The 19,903-nt window shown below is 37.9% G+C and carries 14 protein-coding genes; 8 read left to right on the forward strand and 6 right to left on the reverse strand.

Features of this window, described 5'->3' with window-relative positions; genetic code table 11:
• The 3 genes from QZ620_RS05730 to uvrA all read right to left on the reverse strand — a co-directional run.
• A partial coding sequence (locus tag QZ620_RS05730; RefSeq protein ID WP_295179917.1) for a metalloprotease occupies positions 1-1,914 on the reverse strand: 1,914 nt, incomplete at its 3' end.
• A gap of 76 nt (positions 1,915-1,990) precedes the next feature.
• Complete coding sequence (locus tag QZ620_RS05735) at positions 1,991-2,680, reverse strand: TIGR00730 family Rossman fold protein (protein WP_295179918.1); 690 nt, start codon at positions 2,678-2,680, stop codon at positions 1,991-1,993.
• A gap of 9 nt (positions 2,681-2,689) precedes the next feature.
• The gene (gene uvrA, locus QZ620_RS05740; protein WP_295179919.1) at positions 2,690-5,521 is read right to left on the reverse strand and encodes an excinuclease ABC subunit UvrA; all 2,832 of its coding nucleotides are present in this window, start codon (positions 5,519-5,521) and stop codon (positions 2,690-2,692) included.
• Positions 5,522-5,905: 384 nt separating this feature from the next.
• Between uvrA and QZ620_RS05745 the strand changes: the two genes are divergently transcribed.
• The 6 genes from QZ620_RS05745 to QZ620_RS05770 all read left to right on the forward strand — a co-directional run bounded on the left by QZ620_RS05745 (position 5,906) and on the right by QZ620_RS05770 (position 14,977).
• The gene (locus QZ620_RS05745; RefSeq protein WP_295179920.1) at positions 5,906-6,910 is read left to right on the forward strand and encodes a LuxR C-terminal-related transcriptional regulator; all 1,005 of its coding nucleotides are present in this window, start codon (positions 5,906-5,908) and stop codon (positions 6,908-6,910) included.
• Positions 6,911-7,302: 392 nt separating this feature from the next.
• The gene (locus tag QZ620_RS05750; protein WP_295179922.1) at positions 7,303-8,772 is read left to right on the forward strand and encodes a hypothetical protein; all 1,470 of its coding nucleotides are present in this window, start codon (positions 7,303-7,305) and stop codon (positions 8,770-8,772) included.
• 63 nt (positions 8,773-8,835) lie between these two features.
• Positions 8,836-10,563 carry a hypothetical protein gene (locus QZ620_RS05755; RefSeq protein WP_295179924.1) on the forward strand — a complete coding sequence of 576 codons (1,728 nt, stop codon included), beginning with the start codon at positions 8,836-8,838 and terminating at the stop codon, positions 10,561-10,563.
• 81 nt (positions 10,564-10,644) lie between these two features.
• Positions 10,645-12,270: a hypothetical protein gene (locus QZ620_RS05760; RefSeq protein ID WP_295179926.1), complete on the forward strand. Its 1,626-nt coding sequence runs from the start codon at positions 10,645-10,647 to the stop codon at positions 12,268-12,270.
• Positions 12,271-12,683: 413 nt separating this feature from the next.
• Complete coding sequence (locus tag QZ620_RS05765) at positions 12,684-13,739, forward strand: M12 family metallopeptidase (protein WP_295179928.1); 1,056 nt, start codon at positions 12,684-12,686, stop codon at positions 13,737-13,739.
• Between the two features lie 176 nt (positions 13,740-13,915).
• Positions 13,916-14,977: a M12 family metallopeptidase gene (locus QZ620_RS05770; protein WP_295179930.1), complete on the forward strand. Its 1,062-nt coding sequence runs from the start codon at positions 13,916-13,918 to the stop codon at positions 14,975-14,977.
• A 47-nt stretch (positions 14,978-15,024) separates the two neighbouring features.
• Here the strand turns inward: QZ620_RS05770 and QZ620_RS05775 are convergent, their stop codons facing one another.
• The gene (locus QZ620_RS05775; protein WP_295179932.1) at positions 15,025-15,621 is read right to left on the reverse strand and encodes an ACP phosphodiesterase; all 597 of its coding nucleotides are present in this window, start codon (positions 15,619-15,621) and stop codon (positions 15,025-15,027) included.
• A gap of 125 nt (positions 15,622-15,746) precedes the next feature.
• Here QZ620_RS05775 and glmM point away from each other — a divergent pair, with 125 nt between their 5' ends.
• On the forward strand, positions 15,747-17,132 hold the full coding sequence (glmM, locus tag QZ620_RS05780) for a phosphoglucosamine mutase (protein ID WP_295179934.1): 1,386 nt from the start codon (positions 15,747-15,749) through the stop codon (positions 17,130-17,132).
• Here glmM and QZ620_RS05785 read toward each other — a convergent pair.
• On the reverse strand, positions 17,129-18,034 hold the full coding sequence (locus QZ620_RS05785) for a lysophospholipid acyltransferase family protein (protein WP_295179936.1): 906 nt from the start codon (positions 18,032-18,034) through the stop codon (positions 17,129-17,131). The two genes, glmM and QZ620_RS05785, sit on opposite strands and share 4 nt — an antisense overlap.
• Before the next feature lie 52 nt (positions 18,035-18,086).
• Between QZ620_RS05785 and QZ620_RS05790 the strand changes: the two genes are divergently transcribed.
• Positions 18,087-18,740: a rhomboid family intramembrane serine protease gene (locus QZ620_RS05790; protein WP_141877362.1), complete on the forward strand. Its 654-nt coding sequence runs from the start codon at positions 18,087-18,089 to the stop codon at positions 18,738-18,740.
• Positions 18,741-18,746: 6 nt separating this feature from the next.
• Here QZ620_RS05790 and QZ620_RS05795 read toward each other — a convergent pair whose 3' ends face one another.
• Positions 18,747-19,868 (reverse strand): TlpA disulfide reductase family protein, encoded by a 1,122-nt coding sequence (locus QZ620_RS05795; RefSeq protein WP_295179939.1) that lies wholly within the window; start codon positions 19,866-19,868, stop codon positions 18,747-18,749.
• Between the last annotated feature and the right edge of the window lie 35 nt (positions 19,869-19,903).

The raw sequence follows: 19,903 nt of genomic DNA on the forward strand, positions 1-19,903 counted from the left end.
TTTTGGAGAAAGTGAAAAGTTGAAAGTTTTGCTCAGGACTGTTTTATTATAAAGTTTAGGTCCAATAGAAATACCATCATACAGGTTAAAATCAAATTCTGGCATAAAAAAGGTCTGGTTATATCTTGGATCTTCGATATCCTGAAGCAGTCTGAATTGTATGGGCTTATTAAGGAGCGTGCTTACTCTCTTGTAATTATTTCTTTGATTGAACTCGGGAATCTCTGCTTCATAATTTAAAGCAAGTCTTTCAATATCCATTCGGGGGATAGTAACGGTTTTGGTGTCCCGAACCTTTTCAACCCAGGTTTTGTAGATCGATTTTCCGTCTTTGAGTCCGTAGAGACTAATAGGCATTTCGTTCTGCCTTAAATTTTGAATTCGAACATCCAGAGAATCATCCTCTCTTTTTGTTACCTTCTGAATCTTAAAATCAATTTTAGTATTGCTTCCCACGTAATCTTCAAAAAACCAAGAAATATCTTTCCCTGCATTCTTCTGAAGGATCTCTGCGAATTGATCATCGCTCGTAGGTTTTAGTTTATACTTCTTATAAAATTCACCAATAGATTTCGATACCGTTGAGTCGCCTAGAAACCCTTCAAGATATTTAATCCCAACACCCGCTTTGTAGGCGTTTGCAATATTCTTGTTGAATTTGACCAGCGAATCCTGGCTGGTGTTTAGTGGCTGATCAATATTCATCCTGGCTACGTTCATGTAAAGGAACTGGTATTGATCGTTGAATTCAAGATCTGCAGCATGGAACCAGCGAATTCCAATTATGTCACTCAAATTCCCAATAAGTTTCATTTTGGGATAATAGGTGTCCACGTAATCGATCATTAATGAAACCAGAATAGCATCGGTCACCCATTTCTCGGTTCTGGGATTGATGAAAACTGAGTTCTGGAGATAGTAATTAGTTACGGTTTTGAATAGTTTGAGATCATATTGAAATCCGTCTGGAAATGGACGTATAAAACCTGGTAATTGATTAAGTCCATAAATAGGACTGTTCTGATAATCCTCCTGGGTAATAAAGATATTTTCATTAGGATAGCTTCCCAGCCGATTTTCAAGGAAACTAAAGGTTCGAGAGAGCAACTTTGTTTTGTTTTCCAGCTCAATATCTTCATCACGGATATTGGTTATTACTTTGTTAGAATTGGCAGGTAGAGATTCAAAAATGTAAGTATTGGTAAGGTACATTTTACTATCCACACGTTGGTCTCCGCTAAAATGAATGGTCTTAAAACCTTTTCTGGTTTGGGTGCGGGTAAGGTCTAATGCTGAAGCTGCATAATATTCAGTAGGAATATCGATATCGATCTCAATACTATACGGGCTTACATATTGGGTGCCGAGATCCTTGTGACTGTAAAGTTTCCAACCGTTATCCAGTGGGGCAGGAGTCATGTACCAGTAACGTAATTTGTAATTCCCATCACCATCCCGCCCAAATCGGGTGAATTTGTCATCAGGAATTTTTAAGTCGTATTGAAGATTTATCGTGATGGAATCTCCCGAGGCCAGTGGTTCGGGGAGAAATACTCGTACGAGGTCTTCAATATTGCCGGGACGGTCCCATTCCAGAGAGGATCCTTCAGCAGAATTAATGGACTTAATAGAGGTATGACCACGTTCTTCCTGCCTGGCAAAATGAAAGCGGCGGGCAAAATCTTCAGCAAACCTTTTCGCCAGCGGAGAAGTCTTGGAACTAAATGCATTGTTCCAGTCATTCAGGTAAATACTTACCAGTTCTCTTTCTTCAGTATTAACAAAAGTAATTTGCTGGTCGACTTCAATAGTATGAAGACTGTCAACCAGACGAGCGTTCACCTTCATGGCATTTTGTGCAGAGAGCCATAACGGGAATAGTAAGACTAGAAAGAAACACTGAAGGTATTTCAAAAAAATTTAAGTTTAGTGCTGATAAAAATCAGATCTAAATATAAACAAAGTTTGATACCTTCAGCAGTTGAAAATACTAGAAATTCGGGCTTAAGTTATATTCATCATAGAATTTATCCAGGATGTCTATTACTTCTTCTTCAGTATCTACGACCTGTACCAGATCAATATCTGCAGGACTAATATTTTGAAAACTATCAAGAAGGGTAGTTTTGATCCAATCAACAAGACCTCCCCAGAATTCTGTACCAACAAGAATGATTGGAAACTTATCGATCTTATGTGTTTGAATTAGAGTAATCGCTTCGAACAATTCATCGAGCGTACCAAAACCACCAGGCATTACAACAAACCCCTGTGAATACTTTACGAACATTACCTTTCTAACGAAGAAATAATCAAAATCAAGACTTTTATCATTATCTATATACGGATTGTCATGCTGCTCAAAAGGAAGATCGATATTAAGTCCAACAGATGTACCGCCGGCAAGGTGAGCTCCTTTGTTACCAGCCTCCATGATCCCGGGACCACCACCAGTGATGACGCCATAGCCATGATCAACGATCTTTTTCGCCACTTTTTCGGCCAGTCCGTAATACTTCATATCTGGTTTAGTTCGTGCAGATCCAAAAATAGAAACACAAGGTCCAATCTGGCTTAGTTTCTCGTATCCATTCACGAATTCACCCATTATCTTAAAAATCGCCCAGGAATCATTCGTTCTTATCTCGTTCCAGGCTTTATTGCTATTTGCTGCTTTCATATTATTGGTTTAACTCATTTCCTTCTTCAGGAAGCGAGCAGTGTAACTTTTAGTATTTTTAATTATTTGTTCAGGAGTGCCGGTTGCGATAACTTCACCGCCACCTTTACCACCTTCGTATCCTATATCGATGATATGATCTGCCATTTTGATCACATCCATATTGTGTTCAATAATAAGGACAGTATTTCCTTTATCGGTTAGCGAATTTAAGACATCCATTAAAACTCTGATATCTTCAAAATGTAAACCGGTCGTTGGCTCGTCCAGGATATAAAAAGTATTCCCGGTATCTCTTTTAGAAAGTTCAGTCGCCAGTTTTATCCTCTGGGCTTCTCCTCCAGAAAGTGTTGTGGATTGTTGTCCCAAACTAATATATCCCAATCCAACATCCTGGATCGTCTTTAGTTTTCTATAAATCTTCGGAATGTTCTCAAAGAAAGGTGTAGCCTCATTGATGGTCATTTCCAGCACATCAGCGATAGATTTTCCCTTATATCGAATCTCCAGAGTCTCACGATTAAATCGTTTTCCCTGGCAGGTTTCGCATTCTACGTAAACATCTGGCAGGAAATTCATTTCGATCACACGAAGTCCGCCACCTTTACAGGTTTCACATCTTCCGCCTTTCACATTAAAGCTAAATCTTCCCGGTTTATATCCCCGAATAAGAGACTCAGGAGTTTTAGCAAAAAGATTCCGCACTTCAGAAAATACGCCGGTATAAGTTGCGGGATTCGAACGCGGGGTTCGCCCAATCGGACTTTGATTGATGTCGATCACTTTGTCTATATGATCCAGTCCTTTAATGGTTTTATAAGGTTTAGGAATCTTAACACCGTTAAAATAATGAGCATTCATGATAGGGTAGAGGGTCTCATTGATCAAAGTGGATTTCCCACTTCCCGAAACACCGGTTACCGCGATCATTTTTCCTAATGGAATTTTAATGCTTACATTCTTCAGGTTATTTCCTGTCGCACCCTTTAATTCTATTGACTTCCCATTACCTTTTCGTCTTTTCTCCGGAATAGCAATGGCCTTTTTACCACTCAAATAATCTGCGGTTAGCGTAGAATGATTCAGCAGTTCTGAAGGAGGACCTTCGCTAATGATCTCACCACCATATTTCCCGGCACGTGGTCCAATATCGATCACGTGATCTGCCCTTTCGATCATATCCTTATCGTGCTCCACAACGATTACTGTATTCCCGATATCTCTTAAAGATTCCAGAGAATTAATTAGCTTTTCGTTATCACGTTGATGCAGTCCTATACTTGGTTCATCAAGTATGTACAAAACACCTACCAGTTGAGATCCAATCTGTGTAGCAAGTCTTATACGTTGTGCTTCCCCACCCGAAAGTGATTTGGAGCCACGATTAAGATTGAGGTACGTAAGACCTACATCTACCAGAAAGGCGATACGGGCGCGAATTTCTTTTACAACTTCTTCGCCAATCTGTAATTGTTTTGTTGAAAGCTTTGCTTCGATATTTTCGAACCAGTCAGCAAGGTCTGAAATATCCAGGTTAGCAAGTTCGGCAATGTTTTTATCATTTATTCTGAAGTATAAAGCTTCCTTTTTTAATCGGGTGCCTTCACATTCCGGGCAATCTACCTTATCCATGTATTCCTTAGCCCATCTACGTAAAGAAGTAGAATCGTTGTTCTTAAAGGTTGTTTCAATAAAGCTTGCCACACCTTCAAAATCGATCTTAAAATCCCGGGTGATTCCTAAAGCTTTGGATTCCTTACTGAATTTTTCCTTTCCTCCATATAGAATCATGTCTAATGCTTCCTTCGGAATCTTATTGATGGGATCATTCAGACTAAAATCAAAGCGTTCAGCTATAAGTTCAAGTTGAGAAAATACCCAGTTCTTTTTTTGAGGTCCGTGAGGTTCCAGACCTCCGTTTTTAATGGATTTCTTAGGCTCCGGAATAATCTTGTCAATATTCACCTGGTATAAGGTTCCTATCCCATTACAATTAGGGCAGGCTCCTTTGGGCGAGTTGAAGGAAAAGCTGTTAGGTTCTGGATTAGGGTAACTTATTCCAGTGGTAGGACACATAAGATTCCTGCTAAAATATCGAACCTCACCACTATCCTGATCGAGGATCATAAGAGTATCCTCACCATGATACATAGCAGTTTTGATACTTTCATCAAGTCTTTTATCTGCTTCAGGCTTCTTTTCAATTTTCAGGCGGTCTACAACAATCTCAATATCATGAGTCTTGTATCGATCCAGCTTCATGCCTTTTTCAATATCAACGACCTTTTCATCTGCCCGAACTTTTATAAATCCCTGCTTGGCAATGGATTCGAACAATTCGCGGTAGTGACCTTTTCTACTTCTAATTACTGGTGCAAGAATATTAACCTTTTTACCTTTAAAATCCTGTAAGATGAGTTCCTTGATCTGGGAGTCTGTATAGCTCACCATTTTCTCACCAGTCTTGTAACTGTAGGCTTCTCCGGCTCTGGCAAACAATAATCTCAAAAAATCATAGATCTCTGTGATCGTTCCTACAGTACTCCTTGGGTTTTTACTGGTTGTTTTCTGTTCTATGGCGATTACTGGAGAAAGACCTTCAATTTTGTCCACATCTGGACGTTCCAGGCTTCCTAAGAACTGACGGGCATATGCAGAAAAAGTTTCAATGTATCTACGCTGTCCTTCAGCATAGATAGTATCGAATGCGAGTGAAGATTTACCAGATCCAGAGAGACCTGTAATGACAACCAGCTGTTCCCTGGGTATAGAAACATCTATATTCTTAAGATTGTGAACTCTAGCTCCTAATACTTCGATACTGTCTTCAAATTTCGCCATACATTTTTTCAAGATGGCAAAGTTACTTATTGTAACGCTATTAGGAAAGCCGAAGTCAAAGTACTGTTGTTAAGATAGCTGTAATTTTTTGTAAGAAAGAATATTGCAGGAAGTTGTTAAGGTAATCTTAATTTTAAGAGTGATTTCAATTTTCCAGTCGATGAAGTAAGTTAATATTGTTAAGAAAACCTTAATACTTGCATTATAAATAGTTGATTGTCAGAGTAATATTACTATAAAAATTTTATCTCAAGATTTACAGCTACTATATTTGGTTATCCCTAAAAACGTTCCCGATCTGTTCATGATCTATTTTAAGTGTAACTGTAACCCCACTTAGTTACAATTGGAGCTTGTTTATATTTATTTAATGTTTGAGATAAAATGCAAAAGAAACAATTACTTATTGTAAGTAAGAATGAATTGCTTATCCAGGAACTTGTTCAGGGTTTGAGCACTATGTTTGATGTTTCCATAGAAGGATCTATTCACGTAGCTTATCACAGGGTTCTCAATTTATTACCAGATACGATTGTTTTCGACAAAACTTCCTATCGTAAACCTTCAGATTTTAAGAATCTGAAAAACTTTAAAGCAACCCACTTTCTAAAAAGAGCCCATCTTGCAATCTATGGAAGTCCGTTGGAAATAAAGATGATGGCAAAACGATACAAAGATCTTGTAGATGAGTATCATTCTACTGCCACCGGTTTAGAGCAATTGGTTTCTAGAATTGCTCGCACTGCAGAGCAACTTAAACTTAATTACTGGCATGAATGCTTTATGGGTCTTTTTCACCTGATGAATCAACCCGTGCTGCTTCTGGAGAAAGACCAGATAGTTAATATGAATGATGTCGCAATAAATACATTCAGGACAAGTGAAGAAATGCTGGATATTACAGATATTGTTAGACCGGAAACTAAGAATACCATACGGGAATGTTTGCGCAAATTTGCCAAAGGTAAGCATATGCATGCTACAACTGAAACCACTCTCAGGATCACGAGTCAGAAACTTAGGAATGCACGTATCACGCTTTCAAAACTAACTCCGAAAATTCAGGATACCTATATAATGCTGATTGATTTTATGGGTGATGAATATTGTCTTCGAGACAACGTGGGATCTACTGCTACAGAAGTTGAAAATTCTCTTTCAATGGTTAAATGTATGGAAGAGGAGAATTTCACGAGAAGAGAAAAAGAGATCATTACCCTATTATGTAAGGGCTATAAGACCAAGGAGATTTCAGAAGCACTATTTATAAGCCCTAAAACAATAGAGAAGCACAGATCAAGTATTATAAAAAGAACAAATTCAGATACGATCCTTGAAAGCATTATTTACGCTATCAATCACAACCTGGTTGAAATACCGAAATCTTAAAGCATTGTTAAAGAGATGTTTTAAGATAAATAATAGGGGATTTCCCCTATAAAAATGTGGAATACAATAACATATATTTACATAGATTTCTAAAAGAGGTTGCCCCCATCTTCACAAAATCTTTCCTACACTAAGATCGCCCCCGATCCTTACTTAATAAATTGAAAAGAATCATCTCATTTGAGATAACAAATATTATTTATTAACCATTCGAAAATTTATTAACCAAAACTTTTTAATCATGAAGTAGATAGTCACTCCCACCTGGTTCAATCTGAACCGGAAAACTCGTAAGATCAAATCTTAAGAACCTTTATCCACGAACATGTATCGTTCCTTGGACCAGACATTTATTAACCATTCGAAAATTTATTAACCAAAACTTTTTAATCATGAAAAAATTTAATTTATACCTCGCTATTTTATCGATGTGTGCTTTAGTGATCACCGGATGTAGCAAAGATGAAAACGAAAAAATGAATCCAGGTGAAGATTCTGCATTTGTTGAGATCACTTTTGGAGCATCACTTGACGAACTGGTAAACCGGGCCGTGCAGGTGAATAAAGACCATTTTAACCAGATTCCAACCTGTTCAGATGCTACACCTGCAGTAGCAAGGATCGAATTTTCCTATGGAGGGCAGAATTATTCAACAGATGTAGATATTCTGTTTGATGGAACTGCATATTTCACAGATTACTCTGAAGCATTAAAAATCCCAGTAGCAAATAACGGTACGACTACCGTTACTTTAACTGGTTTTATGGTGTATGATGGAGATCCTGATACAGATGGAGATATTATCTGGATCGCGCCTAAATCTTCTGAAGAAGGTCAGTTTGATGGATATGTAGATAATCCTCTACCATTCGATTTTGATGTTCGAGACGGTACGAAACCATACATTGATATAGAAGTTCTGTGTTATGATAGACGTATGGTAAATGAATATGGATATGTATTCTTTGAACTTGAAAATACTGAACTAATCAACTTCTGTATTTTTGGAAACTTCTGTCCTCCATCTGGTAGACACTACCTTGCTTCTTATAGCGTGAATGTATGGACAGTGGATGAAAACGGTAATAATCTTGTAGATCTTTATGATGGAGGTATAGAAAATATGATCGTTGAAGAAGACGGACAGTATTCTGCAGACCCATTATGTATCGTGTTACCAGATAGATTAGACGAAACCGATAGATATCGTATTGAAATTAGAATTCAAGATGGTCCTGACTATGATGCTAATGAAGGAGAATTAATTAGAACTGCAATTCTAACAGATCTGGAAATTAGAACATTTTTTGATGGCGATGATAACCTGGAATACTACCACTTCTTTGAAGGTTGTGGAGAGTCTGATGATCCACAAATCTTTGATGATCCTCGTGACGATACCATGGTTTATAAGACTTGTGCTAAAGAATTAAATGATTCTGGTGTTATAGCCTTGGCTTCTGTTGCAAAAACAGGAAATAAATTTGATGTAACCGTACTTGCTACTAATACTACTGCAGGAATGAGTCATCTACAGCATATTCATGGATTTGCTCCTGTACAGGGAGTTCAACAGGATGCAACCTGTCCAACTATGGAAGATGCTGGTGCTGACGGAATTTTAACTCTTGAAGAAGGAGGTCTTGTTTATGGTCCTGTTCAACTGGGGCTATCTGTTTCTGAAGATCAATTCCCTGTTGCCGATGCAAATGGAAATTATATCTACGAAAGAGTTTTCACACTCTCAGCCGACGAAATGGAAAATCTCACATCTCTTGATAAGAACGTGATCGTAATTCATGGTCTTGATGGCAATGCTACTTTACCAGTAGCTTGTGGAGAACTTTCTCTAGTTCAATAATATAAAGGGGACACTTGAAATAAGTGTCCCCTGTTTTTTTAATCAACTTAAAACACAACATAAATGAAACATTTTAAAATTTGTATGGGATTGTTAGCAATGTTAGCGTTGCTGGTGATGTCATGTAGCCAGGAAGATCAATCTTCCTCTGAAACGGGCACAGATGTTCAGTCTGTAGACTTACAATTTGGAGCTTTATTAAATGATCTGGCAAACCGTGCCATGAGCGTAAACAAAGATCATTTTAACCAAATTCCTGATTGTTCAGATGCACTTCCAGCGGTAGCTAGTATAGCCTTCAGTTATGGAGGTACTAATTATGACGTAGATGTGGATATCCTGAATGATGGATCAGACTTCTATACAGCATATTCAGAAGATCTAAAAATACCAGTAGCTAATAATAGTTCTGTAACCGTGACTTTAAATGGTTTTCGAGTTTATGACGGTGATCCAGATGATGATGGTGAGCTAATTTGGGTAGCTCCAATAGAGACTACACCCGGACAGTTTGATGGGTATGTAGATAATCCATTGCCATTTACTTTTGAAGTTCGTGATGGTACTAAACCTTATATCGACATTGAAGTTTTATGTTTTGATCGCAGAATGGTCAATGAATATGGCTATCCTTTCTTTGATCTGGTACCTGGAAAACTATATCCATTATGCTTCTTCGCAAACTATTGCCCAAGCGTAAATGGTAGACATTATGTAGGTAACTATAGCGTAGATCTTTATTATGATAATGGCGACGAGCGTATAAAACTTTATTCTACAGCACAAACACCAACAACTGGTGAAACTAATGGAGAATATTTTGCAGACCCTCTTTGTTTAGTAGTACCAGAATCTCCTTTTGATGATCCTACTACTGAATATCTTTTCTATACGGTTACACCTTTAGACTGGACAGATTCCTATGGTGATATAGATAATACGCCATTAGCAGAAGTTGGTCTAAACTGGAATGATGTTGATGAATTATTAGGCGCTGATGGTGAATCTGTAGACTATATACACCTGTTTATAGGTTGCGAACCACCAATAGGTGATTGTCCTGGTGTGCCAACTCAAGGAGATATGGATGGAGATTGTGTGCCAGATGTTGATGACGAATGTCCAGAAGTTCCGGGTAGCGTTGAGAATTTTGGATGTCCAGATGATGAATGTACTGGAGAGGACCTGGACGGTGATGGATTATTCGGAGACTGTGATCAGTGTCCTAATGAAGCTGGAACAGCTGATAATTTTGGTTGTCCAGTGGATGACTGTACTACTGATACTGATAATGATGGTGTAGTAGATTGTGAAGATGAGTGTCCAGATACACAGGGTCCAGCAGATAATGATGGTTGCCCGGAAGATGATGGAGGTGATACTTGTGAAACAGCATTTATGTTTGGTGATACACAGATCAATGACATTTCAAATGGTAATCGTTGGGGATGGGCTGAAAACTTCGATACCACTATCGATGGCAACAGTAAAACTTTTAATTTCTGGGCTGGAGCTGGTCAAAACGATACTAGCAAAGGGGAACTTGTAGGAACTGTAACGATTACTGTTGATGGAGACGAGGTGAATTTTGATATCGATCTTGAGTCAGGAGTTAGTTTGGATGATCTTCACGTTTACTTAAGCGAAGATAACCCTGGAAATACAGCAAAAAGTCCAGGCCAGTATAACAGAAATGATGAGGTAAGTACAGGTGATTTAGATTTCACTCTAGATCGTACGAGTGACGATTCCAGTTTTTGGATAATTGTTCATGGAGTAGCTTGTTATTAGATAAAAATTATTCCATCCTGGAAAGTTTTTGATTGACTCCAGGATGGGATTTTTTAAATAAAATATTAACCAAATATATAAATGATGAAATTTATTAATAAATATATAGCATTGGTAGCCGTGTTCGCTATGATGTTTACATCCTGTAGTAAGGATGAAAGTTCTGAGGTACTAGATGACGCAGAACTTCAGGCAGTAGAAATTACGTTTGGAGCTTCGCTCAATGATCTGGTAGATCGAGCGGCTCAAAGCATAAGCAAGGATCATTTCAATACGATTCCTGATTGTTCTGATGCTGAACCAGCTGTAGCAAGAATAGATTTTAGCTACGGTGGAAACAGTTACCAGACAGATGTATCAATTCTAAAGGATGCAAATGGATATTTTACCGACTATTCCGAAGATCTTAAAATATTAGTTCCTAACAATGGACAGGTGACAATTAGCCTGGACGGTTTTATGGTCTATGATGGTGATCCTGATTCTACCGGAAACTTGATCTGGGTAGCTCCAAAAGAGTCTGATGGTGATTTCGATGGATATGTAGACCAGGCACTGCCTTTCGATTTTACTGTTGAAGATGGTACTAAACCATACATTGATGTAGAAGTTCTATGTTTTGATAGAAGAATGGTAAATGAGTATGGATATGTATTTTTTGATATACTTCCTGAGGTTATTTATCCTTTATGTCTTTTTGTAAACTACTGTGATGAAGATGGAAGACATTATGTAGCTGATTATAGTATTGATCTATACTTTGGAGAGAATGCATCTGGTATTCAACTCTATGATCATACCGAAAGTTCAGCTATGGCTTCAACTGGAGATTACGGGGATGATCAGTATTACGCAGATCCACTTTGTCTTGTAGTTCCAGGTCCACCTGCTAATCTTGGTGACAACGAACCTTACTTGTACATGGTACTGTACCCGCAAGATTGGGATGGTACTGGTGACATTGATAACTCACCAATCCAGGGGATAACTTTATCATGGAACATGGTTAAGTCATTACTCAATGGAGATGGTACAACAAACGAATATTATCACCTGCTTATTGGTGAATGTGAAGGTGCCTTGACCGGAGATGGTTCTGGTGGAGGAGATACCGGAAATAATGACCTTGATGGTGATGGTGTTACTAATGATATAGACCAGTGTGCTAATACACCAGCCGGAGCAGTTGTGAATGAAGTTGGATGTCCAGATTCAGACGGAGATGGGGTTTATGATAATGATGATTTATGTGAAGAAACTCCAACTGGTACTACAGTAGATGAAGACGGTTGTCCTGTAGATATAGGAGGACCTGATTGTGGAACTGCAACCTGGGGACGTGAAGATCTTGTAGAAGGTTTTGGTCTTGTAATACCTGCGGACTTTACTTTACCTATAAGGATCTTTGCTGAAGCCTCTACTTTGGATGGTTTAAATCAAGATTTGGAAATTGGTTCAATTCAGTTGAGTCCTATAGAGGGTGGTGTTGCAGCTGCCATCAATTTGGAGCAGGGCTCTCCATATGCTGTTAACGGCTATACTATTTCTGCGAGTATAAACGCAGATGGAAGTGATCCTGTAGTTATTTCAAGAACAGAAATAGATCCTGGTCAAACTGACAATGAGAATATAATCTTACCAGGTTATAATGGAACTAATCTTTACTTGAAAGTGGAATTCGATATATGCGAAGTCTCTGTGAATTAATTCTTAAAAAGACCCGCATGATTAATTAACCGGGGGGTGACTAATTTGCGGGTTTTTTACCCACTCCTGTGGAGTGTGTGTAAGGCTGTCTGGAGAAATCCAGACAGTTTTTTTTTGTAGAGGTATTAAAAAAATATATATGTTAACGATTGTAAATCAGTTAACTGTATGAAGGAATCCACGTACATAGTAACTGGGATACGTTGCATTAATCAGGGTTTTATCAGTTAAATGATTTCCTGATAAAGCTGAAACGCTAACATTAGAATAAATTGAAAATGACTTATTCTAAGCATTTTGTAAGAATTAGATTGTTAAAAAATTAACTAAATTATTAGTTAATTTTTATGGAATGAGAATTGCTAAACCCAGAGTGTATTATTAACTATTAAATTTTAAAAAAAGACCTACTTATGACAAAATTAAAGAGTTTACTCCTGCTATCAGCTTTTGCAATGATAAGCTGTAGCGAGGATTCAACTTCAGAACTTGCAACTGCTGAAAATGAAACCCAGATCACTTCAACAGAATCAAAAGATGATATTACCGAGATTGCATTTCCAGATTCTAAAGGAACTGCTACCGATGTTTATTATACAGGTATTAAAATGGCTGTAGAAAATGTCAACGGTAATTATATTTTTGAAGGGGATATAATGATTCCCAAGGGTAAAGCTTCTAAAAGCCCTGTAAATTTAGTTTTAGAAAAAGGCGATGATGTATCTCAAGCTAAAAGTGTTGGTAGAACTTCAGCTTACTGGGAAGATAATACAGTTTACTACGAAATTGATTCCAGGCTAGGCAACCAGGATCGCGTCTTTGATGCTATTAGTCATTGGGAAGCAAACACTAATCTTGAATTCGTGAAAAGATCTGGTCAGTCAGACTATATTTATTTCACTCCGGGATCAGGTTGTTCTTCTTATGTTGGAAAAGTTGGCGGGAAGCAGAATATTACTCTAGCCGATGCCTGTTCCACTGGAAACACCATTCATGAAATTGGACATGCCATTGGCCTGTGGCACGAACAAAGCCGAGTGGATAGAGATAAGCATATTACTATCAACTTTGAAAATATTCAAACCGGTAGAGAATACAATTTCCAGACTTACCAGGAGAATAACTTTGATGGTGATGAGTTTACCACCAATTTAGATTTTGGCTCTATCATGATGTATAGTCCATACGCATTTTCTAAAAACGGTCAACCTACGATCACTAAGACTGATGGTAATACGTATAGTGTTCAAAGATCTCAGCTTTCAAATGGTGATGTTACAGGGATCAATGCAATGTATCCATCATCTAATGGTGGGGAAGAGAAACCAACTCAGAACTATATAAACGGGGATTACTACACTATCGAAGGTCTTACAGTTTTGAGATATTACGATCAATGGTATTACAATATGGGCTGGTACGGTTGGAAACGAGTTGAGCTGATAGAAGGTGTCTGGTATTTTGCTTAATACAAACCCACTTCAATAATTTTAGTTTAATCATCGAAAGTTCGAGAGTTTGAATTTTCGATGATTTTCCCTTGATTAATTTCAAGTTGTCTGAATTAAATCCAAATCATATTCAGACTTATAAATTTACTAATTAACCTACTTATGAAAAACCTAAAATTTTAGCTTTTCCGTTATTGGCTTTTATCGCCTGTAGCGAAGAGAATTACGATGATTCTAGTACAGGTACGAACGAAATTACTTCCTTCCAGAATGATGAGTTTACAGAAATCGCATTTCCGAATGAATCTGGAACCGTTTCTGATATTTATTTTGCTGGTAGAAAACTTGCAGTAGAAGAACTAAATGGTAAGTATGTATACCAGGGAGATATTTTTCTTTCAGAAGAAAATATTTCTAAAACTCCATTTGATTTGGTTTTAAACGCCGATGAAGATGTACTTATTACGGATAAAAGTGTTGGTCGTACAAAATTCTTCTGGCCTGAAAATGTGGTTTATTATGATATAGATCCTGCATTACCTAATCAACAGAGAGTATCAGATGCTATTGCGCATTGGGAAAGCAATACTGCTGTAAAATTTGTGCAACGATTTTCAGAAGCTAATTATGTCTATTTCACTCCCGGAGGAGGATGTTCTTCTTATGTGGGAATGGTAGGAGGTAGACAACCAATTACTCTGGCTGATGGTTGTTCAACTGGAAACACGATTCACGAGATTGGTCATGCCGTTGGATTATGGCATGAACAGAGTAGAGCAGACAGGGATCAAACCATTACGGTAAATTTTTATAATATCCTTTCAGGAAGAGAACATAATTTCTATACTTATGTAGAGGCCGGTTATGATGGTGCAGATTATACTGCTGGTCTGGATCTTGGATCAATTATGATGTATAGTCCTTATTCATTTTCTGCCAATGGACAGCCTACGATCACCCGAAAAGATGGATCATTGTATTCTGTTCAGCGTTCTGTGCTTTCCAGCGGTGATCAGGAAGGTATTGAAGTGAAGTATCCAGGAGAAGAGGAGCCGGCACCTACAGAGCCAGAACCAACCGAACCAGAGCCTACAGAGCCTGAGCCAACGAATCCAGAGCCGGAATATATTAATGGGGAATGGTACGTTATAGAAGTTGTAATGGTTTTGAGAAATAATGATAAATGGTATGTTGAAAAAGGTAAAAACCTAAGGGAAGTTGAGTTAATTAATGGAAGATGGAGATTCGTTAAATAAAAAGACGATACTTATTAAAAGAAAAGCCCGATATGATGTCGGGCTTTTTATTTTTCAGAACTTATTTCTTCCAGTTTTTGATCTGAAAAGCGCTGTACATCCTCGAAAAATTGCCTAAACTCATTTCCAAATTCATCATAATGTAACTTTAATTCATCTGTAGCCTGATCCATACCAGATTTTAGCTTCGTTCTTTTATTCATACCATTCAAAACACTTTGAATTCCATCTATAGAGGCATAACTCAAAAGCCAGTTTTGTTCAATCATATATGGGAGAAAATTCTTGACATTTGATGGTAGAACCTCGTAATTAAGCTTCAGTAGCTCATAGAACTGTATGGTATATTCCTCCAATGGTATATCACAATAGTCTTTCCAGTTCGCCGCAAGGTAATGATCATAAAAAATGTCTACGATGATACCGCTATAATGCCGGTATCTTTCAGACAATCGATGACTACTTTCTTTGAAAACCGGATGGGTATCAGTATAAAAGTCGATGGCGCGATGTAGAATTATACCTTTCTGAATTTGAGGGCCATATTTGCGATATTTTTTCCCTTTGATAGAATCTGCCATAAGATTGCCGATTTTAACCAGGTCCTCATCACCAGATAGATAAATATGTGCCAGAAAGTTCATGCGGGAATATACGAATTAAACAGGGTCAGGGTTAATATTTGTTAAGTTTTGGAAAGTACGGGGTGACACAATTATATTTGGTAAAATTTCTTACAGGTCTTATCAGGACCTATAAATAACTAATAATGACATTAATAAAATCAATTTCAGGGATAAGAGGAACCATTGGCGGGAAAACCGGCAATAATTTAACTCCCTTAGATACAGTGAAATTTGCCGCAGCTTATGGTACGTGGTTAAAAAATAACTCAACTAAAAAGAACCTTAAGGTTGCGGTTGGAAGAGATGCGAGAATATCTGGAAAAATGATCCAGGAACTAACCATGAATACCCTGACTGGTCTGGGAATCGATGTGATCGATCTAGGCTTGTCTACGACTCCAACAGTAGAAGTCGCGGTTCCCTTGGAAAATTCTGATGGAGGAATAATACTTACTGCCAGCCATAATCCTAAACAATGGAACGCTTTAAAACTATTGAATAGTAAAGGAGAATTTCTTGACGGAGAAGCCGGAGCCCTGATTCTTGAAATAGCAGAAAGTGAAAATTTTGATTTTGCTGAAGTGGATGATCTTGGGAAAATTACCGTGATCGATGATTATATCGACAGACATATTGAAGAAGTTTTGAAACTTAAACTTGTTGATGCTGATAAAGTATCTTCAGCAAAATTTAAAGTAGCTGTGGATGCAGTAAATTCTACAGGAGGAATTGCTATTCCAGCGCTGCTGAAGAGAATGGGTGTGGAGGTGATCGAATTATACTGTGAGCCAAACGGGCATTTCCCACATAATCCAGAACCGTTAAAAGAGCATCTAACCGATATCTGTGAATTAATGAAAAAGGAGAAGGCAGATCTTGGAATTGTAGTAGATCCAGATGTAGATCGTCTTGCTTTTATAGATGAAAACGGTGAAATGTTTGGTGAGGAATATACATTGGTCGCTTGTTCAGATTATGTTTTATCTAAAACTCCCGGAAACACTGTTAGTAACCTTAGCTCGTCCAGAGCTTTAAGAGATATTACAGAGAAACATAATGGAGAGTATAATGCTAGTGCAGTTGGTGAAGTGAACGTGGTTCAGCTTATGAAAGATTCAAACGCGATCATAGGTGGTGAAGGTAACGGCGGAATCATCTATCCGGAAGCACATTATGGTAGAGATAGCCTAGTTGGAACGGCTTTGTTTCTTACGTATCTGGCAGAAAAGAAAGAGACGGTTTCTGCAATAAGAGCGAGTTATCCTTCTTACTATATGAGTAAGAATAAAATTCAGCTTACTCCAGATCTGGATGTGGATGGTGTTTTGAAAGCGGTTGAAAAAAGACACGCTTCAGAAGAGATTTCTACAGTAGACGGAGTAAAGATCGATTTTACGGAGAATTGGGTACATTTAAGAAAATCCAATACAGAGCCAATTATCAGGATCTATACTGAAGCAAAATCTCAACAGGAAGCAGATGAGCTGGCGCAGAAGATGATATCTGAAATTGAGCAGATCATAGCTTAACTGACTCTGGTAGCACCTTCTGGAACAGGTTCATTTCTATGTTTCCAGCGTTTATGCGTCCAGAGATAGTACTCCGGTTTCTCACGAATTTGCTTTTCGAGAAGTTCAAAAAACTTTTGAGTAATAAAATGCTCCGGTTCTTCCGGGGCATTTTCAGTTATAGGAACCAGCGTAGCTTCATAAAATCCTCTACCGGTTTTATCTACATGTAGGTAGATGACATTAAGATCCAGACCACGAGCCAGTTTTTCAGAACCTTCAAAAACAGGAACAGAAATACCCATAAACTTCATCCATAGATTAGAACGCTGAAGTCTTGGGGATTGGTCGGCGATCATAGCGTAAATACCTCGCAATCCTTCTCGCTCATTTTGAATAATTCTCTTGGTCGCTTTGTGAGTATTTACAAGCTCTACACCAAGCTTACTACGTATCTTGCGAACCATATCATCAAAATACCTGTTCCGTATTTTTTTATAGATTCCGAAGGATTTATATTTGAGTCCGTAGAGTTGTAGCGCGATAATCCATTCATAACTAGCATAATGTGCGCACATCAGGACGATACTCTTGTTTCTGCTTTCAATATCTCTTAAAACTTCAAGATTAGTGAATTTGAAGCGCTTTTGTATTTCCTCGTTACTAATAGAGATGCTTTTGATCATTTCCAGAAACATGTCACACATATGCCTGTAGAAAACTTTTTCTATACGTATCAATTCTTCGGAAGGCTTATCAGGAAACACCAATTTCAGGTTCTTTTGTACAGTACTTCTTCGATAGCCTATGACCCTAAAAACCAGGAAATATGTAAAGTCTGAGAATATATAGAAAATACGAAACGGAAGAATGGATATAAGCCAGAGTAGGGGATAAACAAGCCAGAAAACTAATCCTTGCATAAAAAATCTTTCCGCAAATATATGGTATATTTGAAATTAAACTTTAGTAAAAATGGGAGAATTGAGCCTGGTCACGCTGGTGATCATAGCGGCAAATGCATTAATTTCTTTTAAAGGTTTTAGCGATGAGACCTTCTTCAATAAGTACAAGTTCAGTACTTCAGATATTCAAAGAGGTTCTAAATTTCAAATATTCACATCGGGATTCCTCCATGTAGATACAAGCCACCTTTTTGTAAATATGCTAACACTCTATTTCTTTGCAAATGTGGTGATCTGGCAATTAGGCTCTGTAGCTTTCCTTATTATCTATCTTGGAAGTCTGTTACTGGGGAATTTATTATCCTATTATTTCCATAAAAATGATCCTTATTATACGGCCGTAGGTGCCAGTGGTGCGGTCATGGGAATTTTATATTCTGCCATACTACTACAACCAGATATGACGCTTGGTTTGTTCTTTATCATACCTGTTCCCGCTTACATCTTCGGAATAGGATATTTACTCTATACTATTTACGGGATGAAGCGCAGAACAGATAATATTGGTCATGATGCGCATTTTGGTGGTGCTACCGGTGGATATATCTTAACGATGATTCTGGCTCCCTGGGTGCTGGAAAGTCACCTGCTAATGGTCATTTTATTAGCTGTGCCTATCGTAATATTGTTCTTTCTTCAGAGAACCGGGTATCTTTCTAAGTAGAAAGAATTAATTCAGTAGTTCACCAATCTTTTCAGCTAAGGCATCACCACGTAGATTCTTCGCTACAATGATTCCGTCTTTATCAAGAATATAAGTCGCCGGGATTGCTGTGATTCCGTATAACCTTGCTACGGGATCCTGCCAGAACTGAAGATTAGAAACATGATCCCATTGTTCAAGTTTATCATCTTTTATAGCTTGTACCCATCGGTCTTTCTGTCCAGGTCGGTCAAGACTCACGCTAATGATATTTAAGCCTTTATCTTTGTATTTGTTGTAAGTATTAACCAGGTTTGGATTTTCGATTCTACAAGGCTTACACCACGCTGCCCAGAAATCTACTACTGTAACCTGGCCCATGCGATCAGAAAGTGCAAGCATTTCGCCATCTGGTGTAGGAGCTTCAAAATCTGGTGCCTTAGATCCCGTTTCAGCATTTTTCATCTTCTCTAATTCACTCTTCAGATCTTTTGCCATATCAGTTTGCTTGATACGATCTGAAACTTCACTAAACATATCGCGAACTTCCTTGGAGCTATGACTCTTAGAGCTCAACATATCTGCAAGTAGAGTCACAGCAAGAAATGTATCTGTATTTCGACTGAAAATCTCTTCTTTCGCTTTCCGGTCATTGTCCTTAAGCTCGGTTTCCGTTGCCTGAATACTCTTCAGTTTTGCAGTATCCTTCTGTATCATCGCAGTTCTTGCTTCCTTCTGCATTTTCCCGATCTTACGGTTCATCTCTTTCATATGATCGAGATATTCGTAAAGCGCTTCGTTTTCCTGTCCGCCGCTCACACGTGAATTACGAATACTGTCTTTATTGATGTTGAATTTCAGTTTTTCGTTTTCAGCAATAAATACAAGATTTCCATTCACTCCTTCGATACGTAAAAAACTAAGAGCAGGAAGATCCATTTCTTCCATATCCAATTCAAATTTCTCGTCCTGAACAATGGCTGTATCTTTTGCCTTCGGAGAACGCGTTTTTCCATCCAGTTCTGAGATATAGATTTTAGTCCCGTTTTCAACACCTTTTACATCACCACTTAAATAATAACCTTTATCTTCTCCACATCCAGTTAATAGGAAAATTACGGAGCTAAATAAGAATAAGAATTTCTTCATTTTTTATGTCTATTTCTGCAAAAATAATGAACTCA

The sequence above is a fragment of the uncultured Christiangramia sp. genome, assembly GCF_913046405.1.
Classification (GTDB): domain Bacteria; phylum Bacteroidota; class Bacteroidia; order Flavobacteriales; family Flavobacteriaceae; genus Christiangramia; species Christiangramia marina.